The 26,620-nt window shown below is 64.9% G+C and carries 18 protein-coding genes and 1 tRNA gene; 12 read left to right on the forward strand and 7 right to left on the reverse strand.

The window, feature by feature from the left end:
- Positions 1 to 623 precede the first annotated feature (623 nt).
- Together D3I60_RS00135 and D3I60_RS00140 are read left to right on the forward strand one after the other, a co-directional pair.
- Positions 624 to 2,669, forward strand: coding sequence for an LCP family protein (locus D3I60_RS00135; RefSeq protein ID WP_262773894.1), 2,046 nt, complete (start codon positions 624 to 626; stop codon positions 2,667 to 2,669).
- A complete protein-coding gene (locus tag D3I60_RS00140) occupies positions 2,666 to 5,017 on the forward strand; it encodes an FAD/NAD(P)-binding protein (protein ID WP_262773896.1) in 2,352 nt (783 codons plus the stop codon). The genes D3I60_RS00135 and D3I60_RS00140 overlap by 4 nt, the downstream gene beginning before the upstream one ends.
- 256 nt (positions 5,018 to 5,273) lie before the next feature.
- On the opposite strand, the gene D3I60_RS19120 is transcribed toward D3I60_RS00140, so the two are convergent.
- Entirely contained in the window at positions 5,274 to 7,664 is a 2,391-nt protein-coding gene (locus tag D3I60_RS19120) for a YhgE/Pip family protein (RefSeq protein WP_262773897.1), read from the reverse strand.
- Positions 7,661 to 10,621 (reverse strand): MMPL family transporter, encoded by a 2,961-nt coding sequence (locus D3I60_RS00150; RefSeq protein WP_262773898.1) that lies wholly within the window; start codon positions 10,619 to 10,621, stop codon positions 7,661 to 7,663. The genes D3I60_RS19120 and D3I60_RS00150 overlap by 4 nt, the downstream gene beginning before the upstream one ends.
- A gap of 208 nt (positions 10,622 to 10,829) precedes the next feature.
- Here D3I60_RS00150 and D3I60_RS00155 point away from each other — a divergent pair, with 208 nt between their 5' ends.
- Both D3I60_RS00155 and D3I60_RS00160 read left to right on the forward strand, forming a co-directional pair.
- Positions 10,830 to 11,486, forward strand: coding sequence for a TetR/AcrR family transcriptional regulator (locus D3I60_RS00155; protein WP_262773900.1), 657 nt, complete (start codon positions 10,830 to 10,832; stop codon positions 11,484 to 11,486).
- 97 nt (positions 11,487 to 11,583) lie between these two features.
- Positions 11,584 to 12,564 carry a hypothetical protein gene (locus D3I60_RS00160; protein ID WP_262773902.1) on the forward strand — a complete coding sequence of 327 codons (981 nt, stop codon included), beginning with the start codon at positions 11,584 to 11,586 and terminating at the stop codon, positions 12,562 to 12,564.
- 28 nt (positions 12,565 to 12,592) lie between these two features.
- Here D3I60_RS00160 and D3I60_RS00165 read toward each other — a convergent pair whose 3' ends face one another.
- The 3 genes from D3I60_RS00165 to D3I60_RS00175 all read right to left on the reverse strand — a co-directional run bounded on the left by D3I60_RS00165 (position 12,593) and on the right by D3I60_RS00175 (position 15,166).
- Positions 12,593 to 13,741 carry a C45 family autoproteolytic acyltransferase/hydolase gene (locus tag D3I60_RS00165; protein WP_262773904.1) on the reverse strand — a complete coding sequence of 383 codons (1,149 nt, stop codon included), beginning with the start codon at positions 13,739 to 13,741 and terminating at the stop codon, positions 12,593 to 12,595.
- Between the two features lie 44 nt (positions 13,742 to 13,785).
- Entirely contained in the window at positions 13,786 to 14,868 is a 1,083-nt protein-coding gene (locus D3I60_RS00170; protein WP_262773906.1) for an MBL fold metallo-hydrolase, read from the reverse strand.
- A 91-nt stretch (positions 14,869 to 14,959) separates the two neighbouring features.
- A complete protein-coding gene (locus D3I60_RS00175; protein WP_262773908.1) occupies positions 14,960 to 15,166 on the reverse strand; it encodes a hypothetical protein in 207 nt (68 codons plus the stop codon).
- Positions 15,167 to 15,180: 14 nt separating this feature from the next.
- Here D3I60_RS00175 and D3I60_RS00180 point away from each other — a divergent pair, with 14 nt between their 5' ends.
- The 3 genes from D3I60_RS00180 to D3I60_RS00190 all read left to right on the forward strand — a co-directional run bounded on the left by D3I60_RS00180 (position 15,181) and on the right by D3I60_RS00190 (position 18,858).
- Entirely contained in the window at positions 15,181 to 16,602 is a 1,422-nt protein-coding gene (locus tag D3I60_RS00180; protein ID WP_262773910.1) for an APC family permease, read from the forward strand.
- Positions 16,603 to 17,093: 491 nt separating this feature from the next.
- Positions 17,094 to 17,582, forward strand: a complete 489-nt coding sequence (locus D3I60_RS00185) for a DUF1648 domain-containing protein (protein WP_262773911.1) — start codon at positions 17,094 to 17,096, stop codon at positions 17,580 to 17,582.
- A 679-nt stretch (positions 17,583 to 18,261) separates the two neighbouring features.
- Positions 18,262 to 18,858: a hypothetical protein gene (locus D3I60_RS00190; protein WP_262773912.1), complete on the forward strand. Its 597-nt coding sequence runs from the start codon at positions 18,262 to 18,264 to the stop codon at positions 18,856 to 18,858.
- A 200-nt stretch (positions 18,859 to 19,058) separates the two neighbouring features.
- Here D3I60_RS00190 and D3I60_RS00195 read toward each other — a convergent pair.
- Positions 19,059 to 19,146, reverse strand: a tRNA-Ser gene (locus tag D3I60_RS00195).
- 173 nt (positions 19,147 to 19,319) lie between these two features.
- On the reverse strand, positions 19,320 to 21,821 hold the full coding sequence (locus tag D3I60_RS00200; RefSeq protein ID WP_262773914.1) for a maltokinase N-terminal cap-like domain-containing protein: 2,502 nt from the start codon (positions 21,819 to 21,821) through the stop codon (positions 19,320 to 19,322).
- A gap of 265 nt (positions 21,822 to 22,086) precedes the next feature.
- On the opposite strand from D3I60_RS00200, the gene ilvA reads away from it, so the two are divergent.
- From ilvA to D3I60_RS00225, 5 genes are all read left to right on the forward strand, one after another.
- The gene (ilvA, locus tag D3I60_RS00205; protein ID WP_262774275.1) at positions 22,087 to 23,358 is read left to right on the forward strand and encodes a threonine ammonia-lyase IlvA; all 1,272 of its coding nucleotides are present in this window, start codon (positions 22,087 to 22,089) and stop codon (positions 23,356 to 23,358) included.
- Positions 23,359 to 23,575: 217 nt separating this feature from the next.
- Positions 23,576 to 24,580 (forward strand): NAD(P)H-quinone oxidoreductase, encoded by a 1,005-nt coding sequence (locus D3I60_RS00210; protein WP_262773916.1) that lies wholly within the window; start codon positions 23,576 to 23,578, stop codon positions 24,578 to 24,580.
- A gap of 3 nt (positions 24,581 to 24,583) precedes the next feature.
- Entirely contained in the window at positions 24,584 to 25,189 is a 606-nt protein-coding gene (locus D3I60_RS00215) for a proteasome activator (RefSeq protein WP_276584300.1), read from the forward strand.
- Positions 25,186 to 25,755, forward strand: a complete 570-nt coding sequence (locus tag D3I60_RS00220; RefSeq protein ID WP_262773918.1) for a hypothetical protein — start codon at positions 25,186 to 25,188, stop codon at positions 25,753 to 25,755. The genes D3I60_RS00215 and D3I60_RS00220 overlap by 4 nt, the downstream gene beginning before the upstream one ends.
- The gene (locus D3I60_RS00225; protein ID WP_262773920.1) at positions 25,755 to 26,597 is read left to right on the forward strand and encodes an HAD family hydrolase; all 843 of its coding nucleotides are present in this window, start codon (positions 25,755 to 25,757) and stop codon (positions 26,595 to 26,597) included. Before D3I60_RS00220 ends, D3I60_RS00225 begins: the two co-directional genes overlap by 1 nt.
- The last annotated feature ends 23 nt before the right edge of the window (positions 26,598 to 26,620 follow it).

Consider the following 26,620-nt stretch of genomic DNA (forward strand, 5'->3'; position numbering starts at 1 on the left):
TAAAATCGGCGTGATGTGCTTTGCGGTCTGGTCTCAGATCTTCGCAGGAACGCCGGTAGAAAAACCGAATGCCGCGGTGTGCCCTGCGCCGGAAACGAGAACGGCGAGCGGGCCGTACTGCACGAGAAGACAGTTTTTGAGGAGTAGACAACTTGCCAGAGTTTCCCCCTGACAAGCGCGGACCGCATGGGAGCGACCCCGATTCCCAGACAGCTGGTCGTCGGCTCCGCGCCTCCTCTCGCCCCCGGTTCCGCGGCGACACCGCCGCCAGTGAAAGCGACTCGACACCGCAGTCGAGCTCGCCGCAACAGAATTCTCGGCAGTCTGAGCCTCGCCGCTCGGACTCCCAGCGTCGCGACTCGCAGCAGCTGCCGACCTCGGCGGTGAACCCTCGCCGGTCCCGCTCGAACTCGGACCAGAACCCCGTCCAGAAGTCTGGTCAGGGCTCCACACGGTCAGCCGATGCCCGATCCGACTATTCGTTCCGCACAAGCTCCCGCCGATCCGACGATTCATCTGACAGCCGACTCGGCGACAGCCCCCGTGGAGACGGATCAGCGACCCGCTCGCCGCATGCACCGCCTCCGCGCCCGGTTGCCCCACGCACTCGACGCGAAGCCCGCATGCTGCGAGCTGCCGCCGCCAGCGGAGCCTCTGCGGCCGGAGTGGCCGCGGCAGCAAGCTCGAACACACAGGATGATCCGGGCGCCGGCTCACGGCGCGGTCCTGCCCACGATGCTCCGCGCACCTTCGCACGGGACGAATCGGCCGCCTCGGCGAGGGATTCCCGCGACGACGACCGCGCAGACAGCGACGTCGACACGGATTCCGCTCCGACAACTCGCCGCGACGCCCGCGAACGGCATGCAGCCGAATCCCGCGGTCGGGGCCGGAAGAGGGCATCCGGTGCACGGTCAGCGCGCGGCGCCGCGGCCGCAGCAGCCGTCGGCGCCGGCGGCACGGCCGCAGCTGCCAGGTCGTCCTCCGAAAGATCATCCAACGGCGACTTCGCCCACGGCGAGAGATCGACCGGACGCGGTCACGGACGGTCCCGCCGTCATTCCTCCCGCCTCGGTGAATCGTTCCCCAGCCTCGTCGGCTGGACCTCTCTGAGCACCCTGCTGCCCGGTGTCGGGCTGCTGCGCACACGCTTCCGGCCCGTCGGACTCATCGTCTTCGGTCTCTTCGTCCTCACTCTGCTCGTCGGGCTCGTCTATCTGCTGGTCAAGGGACCCGTGCGCGCGGTCGCCACGGTCGTCGCCAGCCCCTCGCTGCTCAACTTCCTCGCCATCGCCGCCGTGCTCGTGGCCGTGATCTGGATCCTCGTGATGGTCGTATCCCATCTCGGCCTGCGTCGCGGGCACCGATACCGGCCCTGGCAGAACAAGATGGCCGGCGTCCTCGTCGTCTCCCTCGCCCTTATCATCGGCATCCCGCTCGGCGTCGGATCGGTCTTCGCCCGCGTGCAGTCCGACACGGTTGCCAGTCTCTTCGGCGACAGTACGGGCAAATCTCACAGCGCCGAAGAACTCTGGGCCGACAAGCCCTATATCAATGTCTTCCTCATGGGCCGCGACAACGGCGACGACCGTGAGGGCACCCGCCCGGACACGATGCTCGTGGCCTCCATCGACACGAAGACCGGCAACGCCGCGCTCATCTCCGTGCCCCGTAACCTCGCGTTCCCGGTCTTCCCCGAAGGCAGCGAACTCGACAAGGCGTGGCCCGACGGATTCCGCCCCTCCGGCGACTCCTCGCAGGACCTCATCAACGCCGTGTGGCAGTGGGGCGAACAGAACCCCGACCAGATCGGCAATACGCACGGACTCGAACCGGGAATGTGGGCGACGATGCAAGCAGTCGAGGGCTCTCTGGGCCTCAAACTCGACTATTGGTCCTCGGTCGACATGGCCGGATTCGAAGACGTCGTCGACGCCATCGGCGGAGTGAAGATCGACGTCGAACGCCCGATCCCGATGGGCGGCGGAAAGTCGATGTCGGGTGTGAAGAACGAGATCTACGGCTGGGTCGATCCGGGCCCGCAGACGCTCAAGGGCAAGGACGCACTCTGGTACGTCCGCTCCCGCGAAGGCAGCGACAACTACGACCGCATGTGCCGCCAGCAGCGGATGCTCAAGACCACGCTCGAGCAGATCGATCCGCAGGAGATCGCCACGGCCTATCCGAAGCTCGCGAACTCCGCGACGCGGAACATCGCCACGTCGATCCCGCAGAACGAGATCCCCGCATTCATCGAACTCGCCATGATGATGCAGAAGGGCGACGTCACCACGGTTCAGATCAACAACGACGTCACCCCGACCTATGACCCTGACTACGACGTCCTCCACAAATGGATCCTCGACGAGGTCAAGGGCGCATCCGACGGCGAGGAGACCCCGAAGCCGACGAACGACGGCAGCAAGTCCCAGGAATCTGAGGAAAGCACGGACTCGGCCGAGGACAGCACCGAAGACACTGCCACCGGTGAACCAGCCGATTCCGCGGATGGATCCACGGATGAGGCCGGCGCCGAGGCGGACGCCACCGAAGCGGCAACGCCGGGTGAGCCCAACGCCGAAGGCAAGTGCTACCCGAAGGGCTTCAAGCCCGGTGACGATTTCCCCGGCTACCCCGGGCCCAACGGCGGAACCGGCGAGCAGGGGTGAGTCAGGCTTCACAGACTCCTGCCCCCGCGGTCGCGATCATCGGTGTCGGACCGCGAGGTCTCACCGTTCTGGAGAGGCTCGTGGCTCTGGCTGCGAAACGCTTCGCCGGCACCGTCGGCGCGTCCCGCAGCGCGGCTGACGCCACCACCGAGACTGCGCTGACCATCCACCTCATCGACCCGTACCCGCCCGGCGCGGGAATCGTGTGGCGCACCGACCAGCCCGAGTCTCTGCTGATGAACACCACCATCGCCGAGCAGACCGTCTTCCCCGACTCCAGCTGCAGCTTCCTCGGCCCCGACGAAGCACCGACCGGACCGTCCATGGCCGAGTGGTACCTTGCCAACGGCGGCACCGAACCGCTGCACTCGACCTTCCCCAGCCGCAGCCTCTACGGCCGCTACCTCCGCGACGCCTACCGGCGCATCCGCGAGGGCGCACCGGACTTCGTCGAGATCGTCGAACACCGGACGAAGGCCGAATCCGTCATCGACCTGCCCGCAATGGACCTCCCCCAATCGGTGGCAGAGAGTTCACGTGCCACTGTCCCCGAGCAGCTCGTGCGCTGCCAGAACGGCACGACGATCGTCGCCAGCGCCGTCGTGCTCGCCGTCGGTCACATCCCCAGCGCTCAGCCGGAGGAGCGCGCCCGCCTCGCCGCTTTCGCCGAACTGGGCGGCGGCCTGTACCTGCCGCAGGGTCTGCCCGCGGAAACCCCCGTCACCGAGGTGGCCCCCGGTGAGCGGGTCATCGTCCGTGGCATGGGGCTCAACTACTTCGACCTGCAGACTCTGTTCACTCATGAGCGGGGCGGTCGATATGAGGCGCAGACCGGCGGACTGCTGCGATATGTGCCCAGCGGTGACGAACCGCGGCTGGCGCTGGGATCACGACGCGGAATCCCGTACCGCAGCAAACCGATCTGTCATGAACATCCTCGGCGGGACTGGCCCCTGCGGTATTTCACGAAGGACAATATCGCTCTGCTCGCCGGGATCGAGAACCTCGGCGGGGAACGCAAGGCCGATGCCCGATTCAATGATCAGCTGTGGCCACTCATCCTCGCCGACCTGCGTTTGGCGTACTATCACACGCTCTCCCAGGTCCGTCCCGAAGCGTTCGCCGATGACCCGGGCCAGCTGCGCGAGGCCATCGGCGAAGCCGTCTCACGCCACCTGACCCGACGCACCTGGCAGGAGACCCACCCGCAGCAGGCGGGCGAAGCCGGCGCGACCGAGGCTCGGGCCGCCGCGACCGCTCGCGCTGCGGCAAGCGCCACGGCCGCGACCAGCGCTGCGCGAACAGCCAGCGCCGCGGCCGCGACCAGCGCTGCACGAACAGCCAGCGCCACGGCCACCGAGGATCCCGCCCGTCAGGGCCGCGTCACCCGCGAGGCCTTCGCCTGGTCGGAGATCGAAGAGGCACTCGTGCCCGATCCCGCCGACCGCATGTCACTGCACACCCTGCTCGACCCGCTCGAAGGCGAGCTCTTCACCAGCCGTGAGCCGGGAGAGGCAGGTTCTCTGCACGAGTGGATGCTCGACTTCCTGCGCACCGACCTGCGCAGCTCTCTGGCCGGTCCGACCGGCAGCCCGGAGAAGGCGCTCTTCACCGTGCTGTGGCAGTCCCGGATGCTGCTCAAGGAGCTCATCGTCGCAGGCCACATCGACCGCGTGAGCATCGACATGGAGATCCTCGGCTGGTTCGAGGGCTTCGTCTCCGGCATCTGCGATGGACCTCCCCCACAGCGGATCGCCGAACTCATCGCCCTCGCCGAGGCGGGAATCGTGTCCTTCATCGGCCCCGATATGCGTATCGAAGAGAACCCTGACGCTCTCCGCGAGAATCCAGAGGCGCCCGAAGCTGAAGCAGAGAACGCAAGTTCCGGCATCACCGCACGCCCGGACGGGGTCGAGAGCCACACTGCCGAAGCAAAGGGACTCACCAATGAGGCGCAGAAGCCGCGGCCAGAGATCTTCACAGTGACCTCTGCTCAGGCCGCTGGAGCGATCACGGGCAGCGTCGTCATCGATGCCGCGTCTCCGACGAACTCCGTCTCGCGCGCAGCCGATGTCCTGCTGTACGGGATGCTCGAACGCGGTCAGCTCACCGCGGCCCGCCTGACCTTGGACGACGGTCGGGAGAAGTTACTCAACGGACTCGCCCTCACGTCTCGGCCGTACCGCACGATCGATGTCGAGGGCAACGTCCACCCGCGCCGGTTCGCTCTGTCGATCCAACTGTCGTCGAAGCAGTGGGGGCTGGCGATCGCAGCGAATCCGGGCACGAACGCGGCCACGCTCAACGACTCGCACGCAGCCGCCGAGGCGATCCTCGACCTCCTCTGACACCCCGCACCAAGTCCGCGCAACCTAGGTACTCACACCACCGCCGCCTGCGACTCTCGGCCCATCCGCGACTCCGCGGACGCTGACGACCCAGTTCCGCCAGCGCCCCACACCACCCGCGGCAGTTGCCGAAATCCGCGCCGCGCAATGCACGAGGCGAGTTTCGGTACACCCTTCTCTGTAATGCACATGGAAGAAAGTGAGCATTTCAGAAAAGGGTGTACCGAAACAGCCTCAGGCGCGGCAGCCCCGGCGACTACGCCATTTCGAGGGCGGCTTCGGGCTTCGTGGTCCGGGCCCGGACGATGGCCAGCAGCGACATCACGATGCCGATGACTGCCCAGGCCAGCAGTCCGCCGTATGCGGCAGCTTGACCGGTGGTGCCGGCGGCGATCGCTGCGAAGCCGTTCATCGACGGAGTCAGCGGCAGGATCGGCGCCACGAAGTCGAAGAACTGCGGCACCGCTCCGATCGTCCGACCGGCCACTGCCAGCACGACGGCGATGACCGAGAGGAACCGGCCCACTCCCCCGAACCACGCGACGAGAGCGAAGTTCAGGATCATGAACACGATCGCTGAGACGAACGTGAGCACTGCGATGTCGAAGCCCTGGGTCGCGTCGATGTCCATCACGGTGACCGCGAGGATCGAGAGCACGAGCGCCTGCAGCACGCCGACGACGAGACCGGGCAGCAGTCCGCGCGCCCACACTGCGAACGAGGACTTCGTCGAGAGCAGAGCCCATGCCGGGATCGGCTTGAGCACCGTATAGGTGACGAGTCCGCCGATCCACAGAGCGAGCATGATGAGCAGCGCGATCGTCGATCCCGCCAGCACATCCGTGACGCTGTCCGTGTCTGGGGATTCGATATTCGCCGAGGCGACCTTGGCCAAGCGGTCACGTTCCGGAGCCGTGTAGGACGGCACTTCGTCCGCACCGTCCTTGACGCCATCGGCGAACTTGCTCACGCCCTTTGCGTACTTGCCCGTACCCTCATCGAGCTTGTCGAGGCCGGCTGAGAGTTCAGAGGTGCCGGTCGCAGCTTCGGAGACGCCGTCGGTGTATTTGCCGACGCCGGTGCTGTATTCGCTCAGCCCATCACTGAGCTGACCGGCACCGTCGGAGAGTTCCGCGGAACCGTCGGCGACCTTGCCGATGCCCTTGGACAGGGCCGGCATTCCGTCGGCGAGCTGCTGGTTGCCGTCGGCGAGGCCGGCGGCACCGTCACGCAGCCCCTTCGAGGCCTCGAGCAGCTTCGGGGCGTTCTTCGAGATGTCCTCCATGCCCTTCATCAGGTCACCGAGGCCGTCTTCGAGTCCCTTGACGAACTTGGTCACACCATCGGAGAGTTCCGACGCACCCTTGGCGAGGTCATCGGACCCGCCGAGGAGGGACGAACCGTTCTGCTCCTGCTCGAGCCCGTCGACGGCCTGGTTCAGACCACCCGAGGTGCCGTTGAGCAGCCCCTGTGCGTAGGCCTGTTCGATGCCCTGGCAGACCTGATCGGGGGTGCCGGTCGGGCACATCTCTGCCCGCGCCTGCTCCGCCTCCGCCTTGGTCATGATTTTCGCAGCCACGAGCGCGTCGAGATCAGGCTTCGTCCCGGCCAGCTGATCGGCCTTGTCGGCGCCTTCTTTCAATCCATCCCGGTACTGGTGCAGTCCGTCGGAGAGGCCGGAGGCGCCCTTGGACACACCGTCGGCGCCCTTCTCGAGCTCCTTGCCGCCCTTGGTGATGTCACCCAGACCGCCTTCACCCGAGTCTCCGGACCCGGCGAAGCCCTTGATGATCTCGTCGATCGACTTCGTGTACTCGTCGACACCGTCGGAGAGCTCACCGGAACCATCGGCCAGCTTCTGCGTGCTCTCGGGCAGCTTCGATGTCTTCTTGTCGAGTTCGTTCAGACCCCCGGACATCTCCGAGGCACCCTTGGACAGTTCGCCGGCACCCTTCGACAGCTCCGTGGCACCGGACTTGAGTTCGCCGCCGTTGTCTCCGAGCTGCTTCATGCCCTTCGCCAACTCGCCGGCACCCTCGGCGGACTGTCCGGTGCCTTCCTTGAGGCCTTCGGCACCCTTGTCGAGTTCCCCGGCGGCGTCGCCGAGGTCCTTCATCTGGTCACCCATCTTGTTGAAGCCGACATAGATGTTGTCGAGGTAGTTCTCGGTCATCTGCGTGTTGAAGGTCGTCCGCGCCACCTCGGCGACCGATCGGGAGATCTGCGTATCGAGCGCGGGAGCGGTCCCGGACACGTCGACGTCGAGCTGCGTCTGCGTCGCCGACTTCGCATCATCGACCGAGGTTACAGCGCGGGAGAAGCCTTCGGGGATCGTCAGCTTCGCGGCGTATGTGCCGTCCGACAGCCCGTTCTGCGCGTCCTCTTCGTCGGTGATCACCCAGTGGATGTTGTTCTCGTCCTCACCCACCAGACCGCTGGTCAGCTGACGGCCGATCGGCACGGTCTTGCCGTCGACCTTCGCCCCATCGTCATTGTTGACGATGGCGGCTTCGATGGTCTCGAGACGATCACCGCTCTTCCACGTGGCGAGGATGAATCCGGCCGCCACAATGATCGGGATGAGGACCAGGCCGAGGAGGGAGAGCCAGTTCACCGGCTTCTTCGAGTTCGCACGTTCGAGTCTCACGACTGCACACCTTCCATGTTGGTGCTATCGACGGCGTGGGTGTGTTCGCCGCCGGATTCGCTGTCGGTTCCGCCTCGCTCATCAGGTCGAGCCTCGTCGAGGTCGAGGTGGAGGTAGTTCGTTTCGGGATCGAAGATCCCTGTCACATCCCAATCGGGCAGGCCGAGGATGACGGTGGTGCCTTCGGCGACGAGCTGCGGCAGCAGATCGCGCAGGTCCCGTGCCGGTCCGGCCGATTCCCGTGCTCCGGCCGCGAGCTTCTCCGCCCCGTCGATGACGAGCAGATCCGGCGCCGAGGCGGCCATCCGAGAGATGTCGCGCGGACTGATCATCCGGTCGGCTTCGCCCCGGTTGAGGTCGAGGTAGGGAACCTGTCGGCGGACCCGTCCGGCGTGTTCGGGCAGGACGTTCTGGCCGATCTTCATCTCCCCTGCCGTGAGTCCGACGCGGCCGGACACGGCGAGCAGGAGGGCTCGGCGGGAATCGCCGCTGGCGACGAGGATCTGGCCGGGCAGCAGGGAGATGTCGACGCGGGCGAAGCCGCGGTCCCCGGAGTACACGCCGATTCCGCGTCCGTAGACCCGGTAGTCCGAGTTCGGCTCCGGCCAGTCGCGCAGGGCCACTTCGTGGGCGAGGCCCTCTCCTTCGACGTCGAGGCGCGGCAGGATCCGATCGAGCCACTTCGGCAGCCACCAGGCCTTATCGCCGAGCAGCTGCATGATCGCCGGCACCAGCGACATGCGCACGAGGAAGGCGTCGACGAAGATGCCGGCGGCCAAGGCGAGCGCGATCGACTTGATGATCGGTTCGCCGGCGGGCACGAAGGCCGCGAAGACGGAGAACATGATGATCGCCGCGGCCGAGACGACGCGGGCGGAGGAAGCGAATCCGGCTCTGATGGCGTCCTTGGCCGAGGAGCCGTGGACATAGGCTTCGCGCATGCCCGAGACGAGGAACACCTCGTAGTCCATCGCGAGGCCGAAGAGGATGCCCATGACGATGATCGGCAGGAAGCTGATGACCGGTCCCGTGCCGTCGATGCCCAAGGGGCCGGCGAAGAGACCGTCGTGGAAGACGAGGACGACCGTGCCGAAGGAGGCGAAGACGGAGAGGAGGAACCCGCCGGTGGCCTTGATCGGCACCGCCACGGAGCGGAAGACCATCATGAGCAGGATGATGGAGAGTCCGACGACGAAGATGCCGAAGGGCACCAGAGCCTTGCCGAGCTGGTCGGAGACGTCGATCTGGATCGCGGTGGCACCGGTGACGGCGGTGTCGAAGTCGAAGTCGTCCTCGATCTCCGTGCTCAGGTCCCGCAGCCGATCGACCGTGTCGAGGGTCGCCGGGTCGTCGGAGGCCGTCGTCGGAATGATCTGGAAGAGCCCGACGGTCGCATCCCGGTTCGGGGTGGCCATGATGACCTGTTCGACGCCGTCGACCTTCTCGATGCGCTTCTCGATCTCCTCGACGTCTCCGAGCGGATCGTCGCTGGTCACGATCTGGCTGGTCATGACCAGGGGCCCGTTGTAGCCGGGTCCGAAGTGTTCGTCGATGAGGTCGTAGGTCGCCCGCGCCGGGGTGCCCTGCTCCTGATCGCCTGCGGTGGGCAGGGACAGCTGAAGCTGGGTGGCGGGGATCGCGAAGAGCGCGAGCCCGCCGACGATGACGACGATCGTCAGCAGCGGGATCTTCGTGACGACTTTGAGCCACCCGGCGAAGAACCTATCCATGATCGTCGGCGGGTACGGGTCGCCGCCTTCGGCGCGCGCCTCGTCGGCGATCCTCTCCCGCAGTGCCGGGTCGGTCGACTCAGTGGGGGTTCCTGTGGAACCGTCGCCTGCCTCGGTGACGGTCGATGATCCCTGCGCCGAGGCGGCCGTGCCCGCCGTCGCCCGCTGAGCGGCCGCGGCGTAGGCCTTCCGATAGCGCTTCGTCGGCTTCGGGGTGATCTTGGACTTCACGAGTCCCAGCAGAGCGGGGACCATCGTCAGGGCGATCAGCACGGCCACGGCGACCGAACCGGAGGCTCCGATGCCCATGATCGTGAGGAAGGGGATTCCGGCCAGGGACAGACCGAGGAGCGCGATCATCACGGTCATGCCCGCGAAGACGACCGCGGATCCGGCGGTCGCGACGGCGCGTCCGGTCGCCCCGATGGGGTCGTGGCCTTCGGCGAGGAGGTCTCGGGCGCGGGAGACGATGAAGAGCGCATAGTCGATGCCCACGGCCAGGCCGAGCATGAGCGCGAGCATGATCGATGAGGAGTTGATCGTCGCGAATGCGGTGCCGCCGACGATGAGAAGCACGGAGATGCCGACGCCGATGAGCGCGGTGATCAGCGGCATTCCCGCGGCACGGAAGGAACCGAGGGTGAGCAGGAGGACGATGAAGGCGATGACGACGCCGATGCCTTCGACCCAGGAGATCTCGACGCCGGTGATCTGGAAGAGCTCACCGCCGCCTTCGACCTGCGCTCCGGGCAGGGCATCGCGCAGCGGGTCGAGGGCTTCGATGAGGTCGTCGCCGGCGTCCTCCCCGACGTCCTGCTGAGTGCCGTCGTATTGGACGGAGATCATGGCCGCCGTCTCGTCCTTGCTGATGGCGCCCTTGACGAGGTCGGAATATGGGGAGGTCACTGTGTCGACGTGCGGGAGGTCCTCGATGCGGTCGATCTCGTCTTCGATCGCGTCCTTGTACTTCTCGTCCTCCACCGAATCGCCGTCGTCGGCGACGACGATCACCGAGGCGGAGACCCCGGCGGCTTCGGGGAACGTCGCCTTCATCGAGTCGAGAGCGGTCTGCGCCTCCGAGCCCGGGAGTGTGAAGTCATTGTCGAAGTCCTTGGCGAAGGCGGCGACTCCGGCACCGACGAGGACGAAGATCAGCAGCCACGCGGCGATGAATCGCCACGGGGTCCGATAGGCACGACGGCCCAGGGCGTAGAGGAAAGTTGACACGAAAACCTCGATACAAAAGTGTATTGGATGCAGTATTGTATTGTTGTGCAATACCCACCCTCCATGCAAATGGATCCCAGGTTGAGCGAGGATTCTCATGAGATGCTCAGGCACCTCGTTCGCCGCCACACCGTCGCCGCCCGCTCCGATGCCGGCGCAGACGACTGCACCACCTGGCCACCGCCGACCCCACCGCAACGAAATGACGATGAACACAGACGAACTCAGCCCACGCAGACGCCAGACCCGGTCCACCCTCGTCCAGGCCGGCACCTCGGTCTTCGCCGTGCGCGGCATCGATGGCGCCTCGATCGAAGAGATCTGCGAGGCCGGAGGCCTGACCCGCGGGGCGTTCTATTCGAACTTCTCCAGCCGTGACGATCTGGTGCTCGCGATCATCGAGATGCGCATCTCGGAGAACCTCGATCGCCTCGATGCCACGATCCAGCGGTGGTCTGAGCAGCTCATGGCCACTGCCGAGGTGCCGGAGATCAAAGCGCTGATGACGCAGTTCATCGACGATGTCTTCAATGAGAAGAAGCAGACCGTGGCCGAGACGATCACGGAACAGGAGATCGAGCTCTACTGCCTGCGGGTTCCGCATCTCCACGCCCGCTATGTCGAACTCAACGCCACTCAGCTCGATCGGCTGGCCGCACTCGTAACCACGGCCCTCGATGTCGCCGGCGCAACGACGAAGCAGCCGCTCGGCGACTTCCTCACGGTCATCATCTCCGTGTTCAACAGGATCGCCCTGACTGCGGCGGCCGGGAAGAAGATGGACGAGCACGTCGACATCGATCCGAGCCTCATCGTCGAGGTCCTCATGCACCTCATCGATTTCTGCTCCGACAGCGATGGTTGAAGACTTCTGCCTCTATACAGAGGTCTGAACGCTTCTGCCCCTATAACAAGGTCTGAACACACTCGACGACGCGGTTCGAGGCACTAAGGTGGTGCCCGTGAACGAACTCCAGCGCGAATTCTCTGCTTTCATCAACAATATGGACGTCCGCCTCGGCGCGTTCGTCCTCGCCGACCTCCCCGAGACCTTCGAGAAGGAGGACGGGGAGACCGTGAAGTTCCCGAAGGACTTCGGGCCGAAATCACTGCCGATGCTCGAACTCTTCGTGCTCTCGAAGTTCCCGAACACCGAAGAGATCCTCAAGCCGGAGAACCGCCGCTTCTTCGAAGGACTCATCCGCTACCTCGGCGAAACCTATCTGCGTGCGATCGGCGGGGTCTGGGACCACGACGAGTCGACCGGCAACGGGATGCCATTCATCCGTCCCGACAATGCCGACGGTCCGGCTGCCGGTGAGCCGATCCCGCTGGTGGGAATCGTGCTGGCCGCCGTCGATCAGCGCAGCGCCGAGGTGTTCACCGCTGTGCTCGACAAGGCCAGTGAGCTCCTCGGCGGGGACGGACAGCCGCGGCGCAAGTGCACAGGACTCTCGCTCGGCGTGCTCAATGCCGAGAACTCGAGCGAGGAGGAGGTCGAATTCCTCACCCGCTTCATCGGCACCGTCGAACCAGGCATCGCCGCCTGGACTCAGGAGCAGGCCGATCCGAGTTCGTGGGGCTTCGACCGGGAGAGCCTCGCCCGTCTGGGCAAGCAGGTCGCGGTCCGCTACGACGGCCCCGACGACATGATCGCCGAGGACGAGGCTCCCTTCACCGCCGGCGCCATGCGCTTCATCGGTGAGACGGTGCGCCGCATCGCCTTCGGCCAGTGGCGCTACGGCGCCGAGCTCGAAGCCGATGATCCGCGCAGCAGGCAGCCGTTCATCCGCTTCGTCATCGGCGATCAGAATCTCGACCTCGTGCCATGGCGACTCATCCAAGCCGCACTGGAGAACGATGATGCGATCGCCTCCGCCCTCGACGCGGTCATCGAGATGCGCGAGCAGGAAGCCGCCGAGGCGACCGAGAGTTCCGACTGACCCGACCACGTGTGGGACCGCCGCCGGTTCAGAGCTGGAAGCGGCGGTTCCCGTCCAGACCGTCGGCTGGTGAGCCGGGAGCGAGGTCGATCTGCCTGCGTGCAGGGTCGATGCGCACGCTCACCAGGGTCGCCGAACGATCTCCATAGGCGGCGCCGGGCGCCGGAGTGCAGCATACGGGCGCTTCTCCCGGGCCCGTCGTCAGCAGCTTCGTGAGGTCCCCGACTGTGACAGCCCCGCTGTCACGCGCCACGGCACGTTCGGCTTCGAAGCGCACGACCGCCTCGGCGAGGTGACGATAGCGTTCCTGCGAGGTCGAATCGGGGCGCAGCTCGAGTGCGCCGTCGAGCAGGTCCGGGTGCAGGAAATGGTTCGTGTGCAGGAGGAATCCGGACGTGCCCGTCTCTCCGTCGGCCGTGTGATCAGCCCTGGCCCGCCGTTCGCGCTTGCACCCACCGGCGATCTCCACCTGGACGGCCGCCTCGGCGGTGATGACGGTGATGATCGATGACGATGACGTCGGGGCGGAGTCGATGATCTCGAGCGCCTCGGCGAGGGTGCCCGCTTCTGCCAGGACACGGGCGAGGATCATGTGGATGGGCACTCCCCCGGCCGTGTCGCCGGTGTGCTTGAGGATATTGAGCAGCACGCCGACGCCGGCCTCATTGAGACCGATCTTGCCGAGCATTCCGAACTCGGCGATGCCCACATGTCGGTGCTGCCCGGGCACGGAGCCGACATCATTGAAATGCCACAGTGTGGAGAAGTCCGCGGCCCAGTCCCAGTTCTGCGCGGCCACAGAGGCACCCGGACTCGTGTGGCTGACGGTCGAGCATTCGGTCGGCGCGGCCTTCGCCTGGGTCATGATCTCGGTGCGAGCGATGATCTCCATGAGCTCTATGACCTCGATGCCCGCACCGGCGGCGACGGCTTCGACCTCCTCTGCGCCGGTCGGCCACCATTTCTGCAGTCGCCGCCGACTCGACTCCGCCGCGGACTCCACGGCCGCCTCGGCGATGGACAGATGCGAGAAGTAGCGCCGATACGCGTCCACGGTGGAGGCGATTCCCGTGCGCAGCTCCTCACCACGACGGCGACCGCGCTCGACATGGTCGCTCGCGTGGACGGCGAAGGCCACGGGCCGCACCTCGGCGGCGGGAACGAATTCGGTGCTCATGCTGGTTCCTCCTTGCTGTCTCTCTTCTTCAGGCCAGGCCCGGCTCAGTCCTTGCCGACGAGAGAGCCGACGCCGATGTCGATACCGAGATAATGCATGTGCGCGGCGGTTTCGGCAAGGGCGGCGAAGAGGTTGAAGTTGTGCAGGCTCTCGAAGCCGCGGGACCAATGCAGGCCCGCCGCGATCGAGTAGACGCTGTGGTCGTCGGTGGCCTCCATGCGGGCGCGGATCTCGCCGAGGCGCTCATGATGATGTTCGACGAGTTCGACCTTGCGATCGTGGATTCCGGTGAAGCGGAAGCCGTGGGCCGGCAGCACCGCCACATCCTCGTCGAGCTCGCCGATCTTCTCCAGCGAGCGCAGGTAGTCGCCGAGGCTGTGCGTGATCGCCCCGGAGTCGAGGCCGATGTTCGGGGTGATCGTCGGCAGCACATGGTCGCCGGAGAAGAACAGTTTGTCTTCGTCGCGGACGAACGCCGAGTGTCCGTAGGTGTGCCCCGGCGTCCACATGGCCGTCAATCGACCGTCGTCGAGCGGGAGCTCGGTGCCGTCATCGAGGACGTGGATGTTCTCGGGCAGCCGGCTCATCGCCTGTCTGTACAGGCTCATCGAGTCGCTCTTCGACCCGCCCTTGTTCGATCCGACCTGGAGGCTTTCGACTTCGGCCCAGCGATCTTCGGGGACTCCGTAGGCGCGGGCGATGTTGAGGTTGGGGTCGATGCCGGTGCCGAGGTCGACGGCGTTGGTGTAGAAGCGCTTGATCGCGCGCAGGTCCTCGCCGTGCATGGCGACCCAGGCGTCGGGATTCTTCGCGAGGAGTGCGGGCACGAGCCCGATATGGTCGCGGTGGTAGTGGGTAATGGCGATTCCGTGGATATCGGCGACCGTGAAGCCGAGGTCGGCCAGCGCCGAGGTGAGCGCCAGGTACTGGTCCTTGCCGTCCCAGCCCGGATCGATGAGGACGACGCCGGAGCCATCGGCGAGGGCATAGCAGTAGGTGTAGACGAGAGGGTTGTTGGGGATCGGGACCGGGAGGGCCCAGACACCTTCGGCGACCTGTTCGACCGGCGGCAGGACTCGATCCTTCCATGCCGCCGACTGTTGGAAACTGAGCGTTTCGATCGTCATACTGCTCTCACACCTCTCGTGGGGCCACATTGTCCGTTGAATGCAATCTACTCTGTTTCGCGTCGGCGCTGACGGTTCGTTCGATAACCGGTCATCGTGATGCCCCGCCGAGACTACCGATATCGTTGACGATATTGACGGTTTTCATCGGAAAGGTCACGATTTCACACTGATACCCGTCCCGATCTTCGGCGATGGTTTCGCTTTCAGTACCTTGGGCGTTAAGATCATGACGCACATCACTTCCGGGTCGGTCATCGATGGCGACATCGACGGCCCGGCGGGCGGCAAGACTCATTGGGGAGGATTGATATGGCTGCCTCTGGCTCACTGAAGCGCAACCTCGGACTGTGGTCCATCGTCGGACTCGGACTCGGCTACATGACGCCGACGGTCGTCTTCGACACTTTCGGAATCGTTTCGGAACAGACGAACGGAGCCGTTCCGGCGGCGTACCTCGTTGCTCTCATCGTCATGATCTTCACGGCCTTCAGCTACGGCAAGATGGTCAAAGTCTTCCCCACTGCCGGTTCGGCCTACACCTATACGCGGGAGACGATGTCACCGGCGCTCGGCTTCCTCGTCGGTTGGACCTCCCTTCTGGACTATCTGCTGCTGCCGATGGTCAACTGCCTCATCATCCGGCTCTATATGGAATCGATGGCGCCCGACGCTCCTCCGTGGGTGTGGGTCGTCGTCTATACGATCGTCATGACCGGCATCGTCCTGTCATCGATGCGGGGCACCGCGAACATCAACGGCATCCTCCTCGTCTTCGCGGTCGTCCTCGTCGCCACATTCTGCGTGCTCGCCGTCATGCAGCTCAACGCCGGCGAAGGGGCCGGAGTCGTGTTCAGTCCGGAGCCGTTCATCCATGAGGGCGTCCACCTCGGCGCGGTTCTCACCGGTGCGACCGTCGTGTGCTTCTCGTTCATCGGCTTCGACGCGGTGACGATGTACACGAATGAGGCGAAGCACGTCAGCCTCATGCCGAAGGCGATCATGCTCACCGTTCTCGCCGGAGGTCTCATCTTCCTCGTCGCCGGCTACTTCGCGCAGCTGCTCTTCCCCGACAATTCGCAGTTCACCATCGTCGACGATCCGCTGCCTGAGATCGGCATGATCACCGGCGGCCACGTGTTCCAGCTGTTCTTCGTGGCTGCGGCATTCGCTGCGACCGCCGCCTCGGGGCTGGCCTCGCATGCGTCGGTGTCGCGGATGATGCTCGTGATGGGCCGCAACGGGGTGCTGCCGCGGAAGGCCTTCGGATACATCAACCCGAAGACGCACACTCCGGTGTTCAATATCGTGCTCGTCGGTGCGGTGTGCCTGTTGGCGATGTCGTTCAGCCTCGAGCTCATCTCGGCGCTCATCAACTTCGGTGCGCTCATCGCCTTCACATTCGTCAACCTCACGGTCATTGCCCACTATGCGTTCCGGACCAGACAGGTGGTGGACTTCAAGTCGACGTTCAATTACGTCATCATGCCCACCATCGGTGCCGTCCTCACCGGAGTCCTATGGGCGAGCCTGCACGGAACCGCGCTCATCGGCGGCCTCGTATGGCTGGCCATCGGCATCGTGTACCTGGCCGTGCTGACCCGCGGCTTCCGCCGCTCGGTACGCAGCTTCGACGACCCCGAGGCCGATGCCGAGATGTCCGAGCCCGAAGAGCCCGAGGCCGGGGATTCGACGCCCGAGGCTCCCGAACCGGGAGAGCCGGTCCGCGACTGAGGCTGCGCGACTAGGTCTTCGGCAGCGACACCACTCGGACCGTCGCTCAAGCGGTGCATCGCAGAAATCCCGTCGTTCAGGGCCAAGCGCGGTTATCGATAGGTCTGCCTGGCAAAAAGTTCGCTTGGCTTTGCACGGGCGGAAGCAGAGGCTGAGCCGCGAATGCTGACGCGCCGTGGTGGGCATGTGACAGCCCCCGAACTCTTCGCTGATGACGCTGAGTTCCGGGGCTCTTCATTGGGCGGAAGCGGTGAAATCCGAACCACTGTAGTACCCCAGGCAAGGGGCGCGTTCGTTGAGATTCCGGGGTTCTGCGTTGCTCGATGATGTTCGCTCGTGCTCTAGCGTATGTCCAGATTCTGTCCAGATCCGGGCCACACCTACTGGCCTGTCGCGTTGCCGCGAGTGCTCGAGTGTCCGCATGTGAGACTGTCCCCTAGGCGGTTCAGCCACGGTCTGTCTCGGTAACCCTGTTTGATAGTTTTAAACGTATGGGCGACGAAACTTCTGAAGCCGGGACACCTGAATCGCGATCAATCACGTTGTGGATCAGGCGGATTTCAATTCTATTTACAGCCGCGTTGACAGCAGTAGTGATCGTCGGATTCTCAATTATCCCTGACGAAGTTCCAACCCACTTCACCCTTCTTGGCAAAGCTGACTCCTACGGGCAGAAGTGGACTCTCCTGCCGGTCGTTGCAATTATCGTCGCCATCGTGCTGGGACTGGCAGGGCTTTCGCGCCGCCCTCATGAGGCCAGACTGCCACTTTTGCCTGACGCCGAAAACAGCGCCGCCGTCCACGCTGAGATTGAAAGGTTACTGGTATGGGCAGCTGCGTCCTTCACAGTCATGTACGCAGGAACTGTCCTCGCCGCGTTCGGCTGGACCAATAGCCCACTGCTCTTCACTGGAGGGCTTGCCCTAGCCGGATCTTTGATAGTCGGCGTGTGGCGGTCGTGGTCAGCTTCACGCATATAGAAACATGCTGTCTGGAAGCTTGCGATGGCCTGGGAGCAAGGGGCTTCACCTGTCCTCGTAGCTGACGTCGGAGAACCCACATTCTGAAGAACCCGCTGGCAGTTATTGCGGATTGGTCCCACCCTCGTTGTCCCATGCGAAGTCTTGAGCAATCGACTCCTCATCACGCTTCCTCTGGGAGCCGAGCAGTGAGACTCGATTGGCATCGACCGAAACTTCTCCTGCAAAGTCAACCACAGCTAGAGCCCTCTCCAGTTCTCGCGGAGCTTCTGCCCTAGCAATGGCGACGGCCTCCAAGCGATTTCGCTCGCTTTCAGTCCCGCCCCTTTCAGGCATAAGGACGTCCCGACCCTCACCGTGGAGGGCCGGGGCGGCATGGCGGTTGGGTTCAGCAGTCGCCAAGCTCCCGACGGACGTGCGGCTACTTCTTTTCCTCTAACAGCGTTTTCACATACTAGATGTGTAGAGTACGGGAACTCTCCACTTCCTGAACAGTGCCCTTATTTGGGTTTCGTTCCGTCCCCTTAGAAAAACCTGAAACGGTGAACGGACGTGATGTGGTGAGTGCTTGTCTCGGGTTGTCGCGACAACCCGGGGCATTCCAAGGTGGCCCACCACTTCTCCGGGTCCGCTTCCCCGATCCCACAACCGCAGAATCGGACGACATGGAGGTCTCCACATGTGGGTGATGGTCGGAGTTCTCTTAGTCGTGGCGTCAGCCTCGTGGATGCTCGCACAGCGCATGAAATCAGCTGCGCACAGCGCCTCTGTTGCCGGCACACAGCTGGATGCACCACCTGGTTTTGGAGGTGGAACTGTGGTGCTTGAAAAATGGTTGCCGGGCGAGGTTCCCGCCATGGAATTCACGGGCCGTAAGGCCCGCACATTCGCGTTCCGAATTGAACGCGGTGCCGATGAGTACCGGTTTGTGAGTGTCGAATCCGGGAAGCGACTTTCGCCGGGAAGTTTGGCTTTGGCGCGCGTCAGCATTCTCTATCTCAATGTTCGTGGTTGGAAGAACCACGGTGCCGCACGTATGAAGGCCGGTGATCGCATCGATCTTCGCAGGGAGTCCGAGGGTGTGCAGGTCGCTCAAGTAATCACTGTCGCGCGCCCTGGGGCGAAGCGAATATACGGTTACATCAACAAGAGATACTCCCACCGACTCGTGAAGTCACTGGACGCTGGCGAAGAACGCGTCGGAATCGTCATGGGCCGCAGTGGTAACACTATCGCGATCATGCCTGCCAACCTTGCCGAAGCACTGGGACTGTGACTCGAACTCGACCGGGACGGAGGCGAAGTTCATTGCTGAACACACACTCGGCGCGAGCAAGGACTATCAGAAGAAGAAAAGAACGATGCCGTGAGGCATGACCCCCCACAAATGTGCACGATGACGCGAGACATCCTCGGGTCAGAAATAAGAAATGTCCCACGCCATCGAGTGAACGATGACGTGGGACATCACATGGGCGGAAGCGGTGGGATTCGAACCCACGGTGCGGGGTCGCCGCACAACGGTTTTCAAGACCGTCTCCTTCGGCCGCTCGGACACGCTTCCCTCGGTTCCTCCATGCCTGTGACAGCGATGGAGCGAACCCGGCCTGCTCGACGCAAGGTCGAGCCACCATAGTTTCTCACAACCGCGACAGCATCTGCCAATTGGCAACTGAGCGCAAGAATTTCATCGAAGCGGGCACGACCGACGCCGAGGCGACGGGTCACCACTAGTGGTCAGCCTTTCTTACGCTTCTTCATCCGGTTCCGCTTACGCTCGGTGCCCAGGAGGTCATCGAACACGGACCCTCCGGCAGTCTTCGAATCGTCCCGGGACTTGCCCGTTGATTCGTCGGGCCGTGCCACGGAATCGTCGCGACTCTTGTCCGGCTGGTCGGAGATCTGCTCGCCGAATGTTCCGCGGTCGCTGCCGGAGTTCTGCGAACGTTCGCTCCACGTGTGGCCGAGCTTCGGTGCGTCCTTCGGCTTGGCCGGCTGCGATTCGTGTCCAGTGCTGTCGGCGTCCTCCGAGGTGGCGCCGCGCGCCGCGAACGAGGCCGGGACTCGTCGGACCGGAGCTTCCGGTTCTTCCTCGTCGACGAATTCTTCGTCTTCGGCAGGAGCCGGAGCCGCTTCGGGTGCATCGTCCTGGGGCGGGACCACGGTCGAGTCCTCGACATCGTCGATATCGGGATCTGCGACCGCGTCAACGGTGTTCTCCGCAGCATCGGCGACTTCGACCTCGTCGGGTTCGGTTTCACCGGCTTCGGACTCGTTGGTCGCGGAACCAGCGGATTCGGGTTCACCAGCTTCGGATTCATCGGTTGCCAAGTCCTCGGCGTCCGAGTCATCGGCATCTGAGTTCGCGATCGCAGCCGCGACGGCGCCGGAGGTGCCGCGAGGTGCCGCAGAGACCGATTCCGAATCGGCGGCGGTCGCCTCGTCGGCAGGAGGAGCCACGGCGAAGGAGTCGTTCGGCTCGGCATCCGCATCCGAGTCCTCTGCGCCAGCAGCACCGGTTGCGTCGCCGGAAACAGGTGAGTCCTCGGCTGCATCGGTCTCCGCCTCGCCGGAATCAGCCCAGCTGGGGCGGGGTTCTGCGGCCTCCTCGGTGCGGGCGGGCTTGCCTTTGAGGACGAGGGTGAGCGTGGCCAACGGCACGGACAGCCAGTTCGGGCGGTTGCGCAGCTCGGTGACGACCTCGACGAGAAGCCGGTCGACCAGTGCCGCGCGCAGCACGGGATCGGTCAGCCCGATGCTGTCGCCACGAGCTCGCGAATATCCGGACAGCAGCGAGTTCTGGACCTGCGAGGCCCACAGGTATTCGGGCGAATCGAAGATCGCGCGCAGCGCTCCCGGATCATTGCCGAATCCGCTGACGACCAGCGAGCCGTCCTCGGAGTCGAGCGCATCGGTGCGCTGGAGGCGGGCGAAACCGGCGGCGTAGTCGATGCTGCGCAGCAGTGCCACGAGGTCGAAGGCGGCGGGCTTGGGGTCCGAGTCCGTCGAGTCCGTGAACTTCACAACCGAATAGCCGTCGGTGGAAGAGCTGACCACATGATCGAGCGTCAGCTCGCCGTGAATCTTCTGCAGGGTGCCGATGGTCTCGAGTCCCTGCAGCCGGGCTCGATGGCCGCGCAGCTCCGGCACCAGCGAATCCAGGGCCAGAGGAGCCCGGCCCAGCGCCCAGTCGATGCGTTCGACCCACTTCTGCACCAACTGCTTCGTCGGCTCTCCGGCGCCTTCGACGACCCCGAACTCGGCGGCCATGTCGGTGTGCAGTTCGCCGATGCGCCGCCCCATCTCCGCGGCGTGGGCATTGTAGGCCCCGATCGAACCGGAGTCGACGGCGCACACCGTGTTCACGGCTTCTCGCCATGCGGGTTCGGCATCGACATCGACGTGGGAGAGGAGCGCCATCGGCGCCTCCATCTCCTGGACCTCGAACATGTCGTACCAGCGGCCCGAACCCCAGCCGATGACCTCGGGCACGCTGCGCGAACCCGCCTCGGTCAGCAGGACAGGAATCGTCAGCGACGACGGCATTCCGTTCTCGAGGACGCGGAAGAACGAGAGCTCCAGCGGCTCGTATTCGTCGTGGATGATGACGGTCGACTTGTGCTGCCCGGAGTCCGAGACCTCGATCGGGCGGATCTCGACGGGCATGACGTCCTCAGCTCCGACCGTGAGGTCACCGATCGATGGCTTCGGTGGGACCGCCTCGGCGGCGGTGTTCGTCGATCCATTCGCCGAGGCGGCCGCCCCGTTCGCGGTCACGGGGAACGGCATGGGCGCACGGCCCCGGGCCTCGGTCTTCTCCTGGCTGTGGCGCAGGGATTCGGTGGACAGCTGCCCGCCGTCGAAGACCTTGCGCTTCGTGATCGCGTCGGCCATGAGGTTGACGAAGACGGGATCGGCGGCGCCGTCGTAGACGTAGACGGTGCCGAGCGCGAGGTCGTCGACGCGGCCGATGAGGGCGTGGCGCAGGTGCATGTCCTCGGCCCCGCGCAGGGTCAGGGGGATGTTGAGGCGACGCAGGGTGGGGCCGTCGCCGACGGAGATGACGGTCACGAGGCCCGCAAAACCACCGAGTTCCTCGGCGGTATAGGTGAACGCGCGGGCCACCGACATGGGGGTGATGTCGGGGTCGGTCCCGAAATCTGCTGCGAGCTTGGGGAACCACGGCTGTCGGGGTATCCAGCTGGCTAACAGTTGTTCGAGCTCACTGCTGATGGCCATGACGTCTCCTAGAAGGGATTACGGGCATCCTCCATCCAATCATGATATGGGGTATTCGCGGTCCAGGGCGCACCCGAAACCCCGAAGTCGGGAGCCGAATCACCGGGTTCGGGTAGGTGCGAGGCGAGTACGGGAGGGACGCAGGACGGTCCTAGCGGGCCGGGCCGGGGCGGGTTCTCAGCGGCCCCGCGGCTGTCCTCATATCGATACGAGTTGCCAAATAGCAAGACAAAGGGCGCACAATAGTCTGGTGGTTGAAACAGACATGACTCCCCAGAAGCTCACACTCGCCGGCGAGGTCGAGGCGGCTGCGCAGCGAATTTCCGATTCCGTCATCCTGTCGCCACTTCAGATCTGCGAGCGGTTGACGACCGCGACCGGTTCCACGGTCTACCTCAAGCGCGAGGACCTGCAGATGGTGCGGTCCTACAAGATCCGCGGCGCCTTCAACTTCATGCTCCAACTCGATGCCGACGAACGCTCCCGCGGTGTCGTCTGCGCCTCGGCGGGCAACCATGCCCAGGGCTTCGCCCGCGCCTGCAAGGAACTGGGCATCCAGGGCACGATCTTCGTACCGAAGACGACCCCGAAGCAGAAGATCGAACGCGTCCGTCACTTCGGCGGGGAGCAGGTGACGATCGAGATCGCCGGCTCCACCTACGACGACGCCTCGGCGCTGGCGTACCGGTTCGCCGAACGCAATGAGGCACTCCTGGTCTCGGCCTTCGACGATATGCGCACCATCGCCGGTCAGGGCACCGTGGCCGCCGAGATCCACGCTCAGCTCGAGACCGACCCCGACTACATCATCGTTCCTGTCGGCGGCGGCGGAGTGCTCGCGGGAATCGCCGCCTATGCGGCCGAACGGATGCCGAACACGAAGGTCATCGGCGCCGAACCTGCCGGAGCCGCCTCGATGATCGCAGCGCTCAAGGCCGGCCACCCCGTGACCTTGGAGAACATCGACCGTTTCGCCGATGGCACCGCCGTGCGACGGGCCGGCAACATCACCTATGACGTCATAGCCGACCTCGGCCTCGACATCCGCCCCGTCGCCGAGGGCGCGGTGGCCACCGAGATGCTCGATATGTACCAGGTCGACGGCATCATCGCCGAGCCCTCCGGCGCCCTGGCCTCGGCCGGGATCGGCGGCCCGGACTCGGACAAGCCGATCACGATCGAACCCGGGTCGACCGTGGTGTGCCTGGTCTCCGGCGGCAACAACGACATCTCCCGCTACCCGGAGATCCTCGAACGATCACTCGTCCACGAAGGCCTCAAGCACTACTTCATCGTCGACTTCCCGCAGGAGCCCGGTGCCCTGCGCCGGTTCCTCAACGAGGTGCTCGGGCCCGAGGACGACATCGCGATGTTCGAGTACGTCAAACGCTCCGACAGGGAGACCGGACCGGCGTTCGTCGGCATTCAGCTCGGCTATGCCGAAGACCTGCCGAACCTGCTCGAACGAATGGAGGCATCGAATATCGAGGTCGAGCGAGTCCACCAGAACTCGCCGATGTTCCGCCTCTTCGCCTGAGCGGCTTCGCTGCCGAATCTAGGTCGCTATCGGATACTTCTGGAGCTCAGAAGTATCCGATAGCGACCTACATTCGAGGGCCAGTATCCGATAGCGACCTAAATTCGAGCCGTGCAGCATCCTGTGCCACCCTGCCTCATCCCGGGTGGCCCTCCACCGAACCCCCACCTCGCGGATGCCCCTGCCCACTCGCGCACCCAGCTACTAGAGTGGACGCATGCGCGCTATCACGATTTCCTCCCCCGGTGAGCCCGAGGTTCTGCAGGTCACCGACGAACCCACACCAGACATCGCCGCCGATGAAGTCCTCGTCCGTGTCCATGCCGCCGGCGTCAACAGGGCTGACCTGCTGCAGCGCCGCGGATTCTACGATCCTCCACCAGGGGCCACCGAGATTCCCGGCCTCGAGGTCTCCGGCACGATCGAAAAGATCGGCGCCGACGTCACCGGCTGGTCCGTCGGCGCCCGGGTGGCGGCTCTGCTCTCAGGTGGCGGATACGCCGAATACGTGCCCGTTCCCGCAGGTCAGCTGCTTCCCGTCCCCGACGGCTTCGACCTCACTGAGGCGGCGGCCCTGCCTGAGGTGCTGTCGACCGTCTGGTCCAACATCGTCGGCCGCGCACAGGTGCAGGCAGGCGAATGGCTGCTCGTCCACGGCGGCGGCTCCGGAATCGGCACGGCCGCGATCCAGATTGCGCGCCACCTCGGCGTGAAGATCGTCGTGACCGTCGGCTCCGAGAAGAAGGCCGAATTCTGCCGCGAGCTCGGTGCCGATGCCGTCATCAACTACCGCGAAGAGGACTTCGTCGAACGCGTGCACGAGATCTGCACCCACGACGACGGGTCGACAGGAGCCGATGTCATCCTCGACATCATCGGCGCGAAGTACCTCGAGCGCAATATCAAGGCGCTGGGCACCGACGGCCGCCTCGTCATCATCGGCATGCAGGGCGGAACGAAGACCGAAATCAACCTCGGCTGGCTCATGCAGCCGCGCAAGTCAGTCTCCGCCACGACCCTGCGGGCGCGGCCGAAGGACCAGAAGATCGCCATCGTCGCCGAGGTGGCCGACCGTCTCTGGCCGGCCGTGATCTCGGGCGACATCCGCCCCATCATCCACGAAGCCATGCCGTTGGCCGACGTCGTCCGTGCACATCAGACGCTGGAGGACGGGGCGAACATCGGAAAAGTTCTGCTCATCGTCGATGAGGAAGGTGCATGACCAATGGCTGAGAATCCCGAGTCCGCGGACGACGTCCAGAACTCCGCGGGTGAGACGAGCGCCGCGGACGCACCGAACAAAGACGAAGCGGAGAACGCGAACGGTGCGGCGAACGCCGACAGTGTGCAGTCCGGCCTCGCCAAGGCGCAGCACGATCAGGCGGATGTCTCGTCACCGGCGAAGGTGATGCGCATCGGCACCATGGTCAAGCAGCTGCTCGAGGAGGTCCGCGGTACCGAGCTCGACGAGAAGGGACGCGAGCGCCTCGCCGAGATCCATCGCCGCTCCATCGACGAACTCGAAGAGGGGCTGTCGAATGACCTCATCGAGGAGCTCGAGCGCCTCGACCTGCCCTTCGACTCGGCCGACGGACCCCCGACGACCTCGGAGCTGCGGATCGCCCAGGCCCAGCTCGTCGGGTGGTTAGAGGGTCTCTTCCACGGGATCCAGACCGCGATCATGGCCCAGCAGGCCATGGCCCAGCAGATGGCCGGTCGCGGCCAACTGCCTCCGGGAATGGTTCCGCCTGGGATGACGCCGGCCGACGGGCAGCCCGGCAAGAAGACGGAGTCGGACCGCGACGATCGCGGCACCGGCAACTATCTGTGAAGGGCTTCTTCTCCGGTCTGCGCAAGAAGGCGAATCCGACCGCGGTCAAGGACGATGACCGGTTCGGCACCGGTTTGTGGCGCCACAACCGCGACCGCTTCATCCGCGCAGTCGACCGGTACTACACCACCGCGGTGGCCCTCCACGAGTCACGGGACTCCGGTGGCAGCGCCATTTCGGGAACCGCCTCGGCGGGATCATCAGACGGCTCGGTCACGGCCGCCTCGGCGAAGGATCCGATCGACGTCATCGTCGACGGCACCCACCGGCTCAACGCGCTCGTCGACGTCGTCGACGACCTCACCGCGGCCCTCCACGCCCGCTACCCCGTCACCGGTCAGGTGGTGCCCGGGCCCGCTCGGCAGGCCGTCGGCGACGCACCGGAGCTGCTGACGAAGGCCTCGTCGAAGGTCGGCGAGGCGGTGCTCGCGGCGTCGATGGCACGGTCGGACGGGCCATCGGGACGGTCGATCGACTCGAATGCGGAAGCCACGGTTCGGTTCATCACGGATGCCGAGGAGCTGCTGGGGCGAGCGCGGGAGATTCTCGCTAGGGTGGAGGCATAATGAGACCTCCGATCAGCCCCGCTACCCTGCCGCCGGATGACTTCGACCTCGGCCTCGTCGCCAGCGATATCGACGGCACTCTGCTGCTGAACTGGAAGCCGATCTCGACGGCCACGATCGATGCGATCCATCGCTGCCAGGACGCGGGAATCCCGTTCGTGCTCGTCACCGGGCGGCCCATGCGATGGTTGGCACCGATCGCCGAGCAGATCCCCGATCTCGGTCGGGTGGTGTGCCTCAACGGTGCGGTCGTCTACGACATAGCCTCTCAGTCCGTCGTCGATGTACACACCATCGACTCACAGTCGCTGGCGAAGATCACCGCGGCGGTCCGCGTCGATCATCCCGAGGCTCGGTTCGCCTACGAGACTCTCAACGGCGGTTTCATCGACCGGGATTTCGTCACCGGCCGACCACGCGAGGCCCGGATCATCGACGATGTCTCCGAACTCGCCGGCGAGGACGTCGTCAAGGTGCTCGTGCGCCTGGAGACGAGCGATTCGCAGGCGATGCACGACCTCATCGATCCGCTCGTCGACGGCACCTGTCATGCATCGTTCTCCGAACCGGACAACGGGCTCGTCGAACTGGCGCCGCATGGGATCACGAAGGCGAAGACGCTGTCGGATCTGTCCGACCACCTCGGAGTGGCGCGGTCGCAGGTGATGGCATTCGGGGATATGCCCAATGACATCGAGATGCTGTCGTGGGCCGGGCACGGGGTCGCGATGGGCAATGCGCTGGGGTCGGTCAAGGCGATCGCCGCTGCCGTGACGGAGGCAGTCGACGACGACGGTGTCGCCCGCTACCTCGACGCAGTCTTAGACACCCGCCCCAACTAGTCCTTATTGCTACGTGACGGCGG

This window comes from Brevibacterium permense, from assembly GCF_025506275.1.
GTDB lineage: Bacteria > Actinomycetota > Actinomycetes > Actinomycetales > Brevibacteriaceae > Brevibacterium > Brevibacterium permense_A.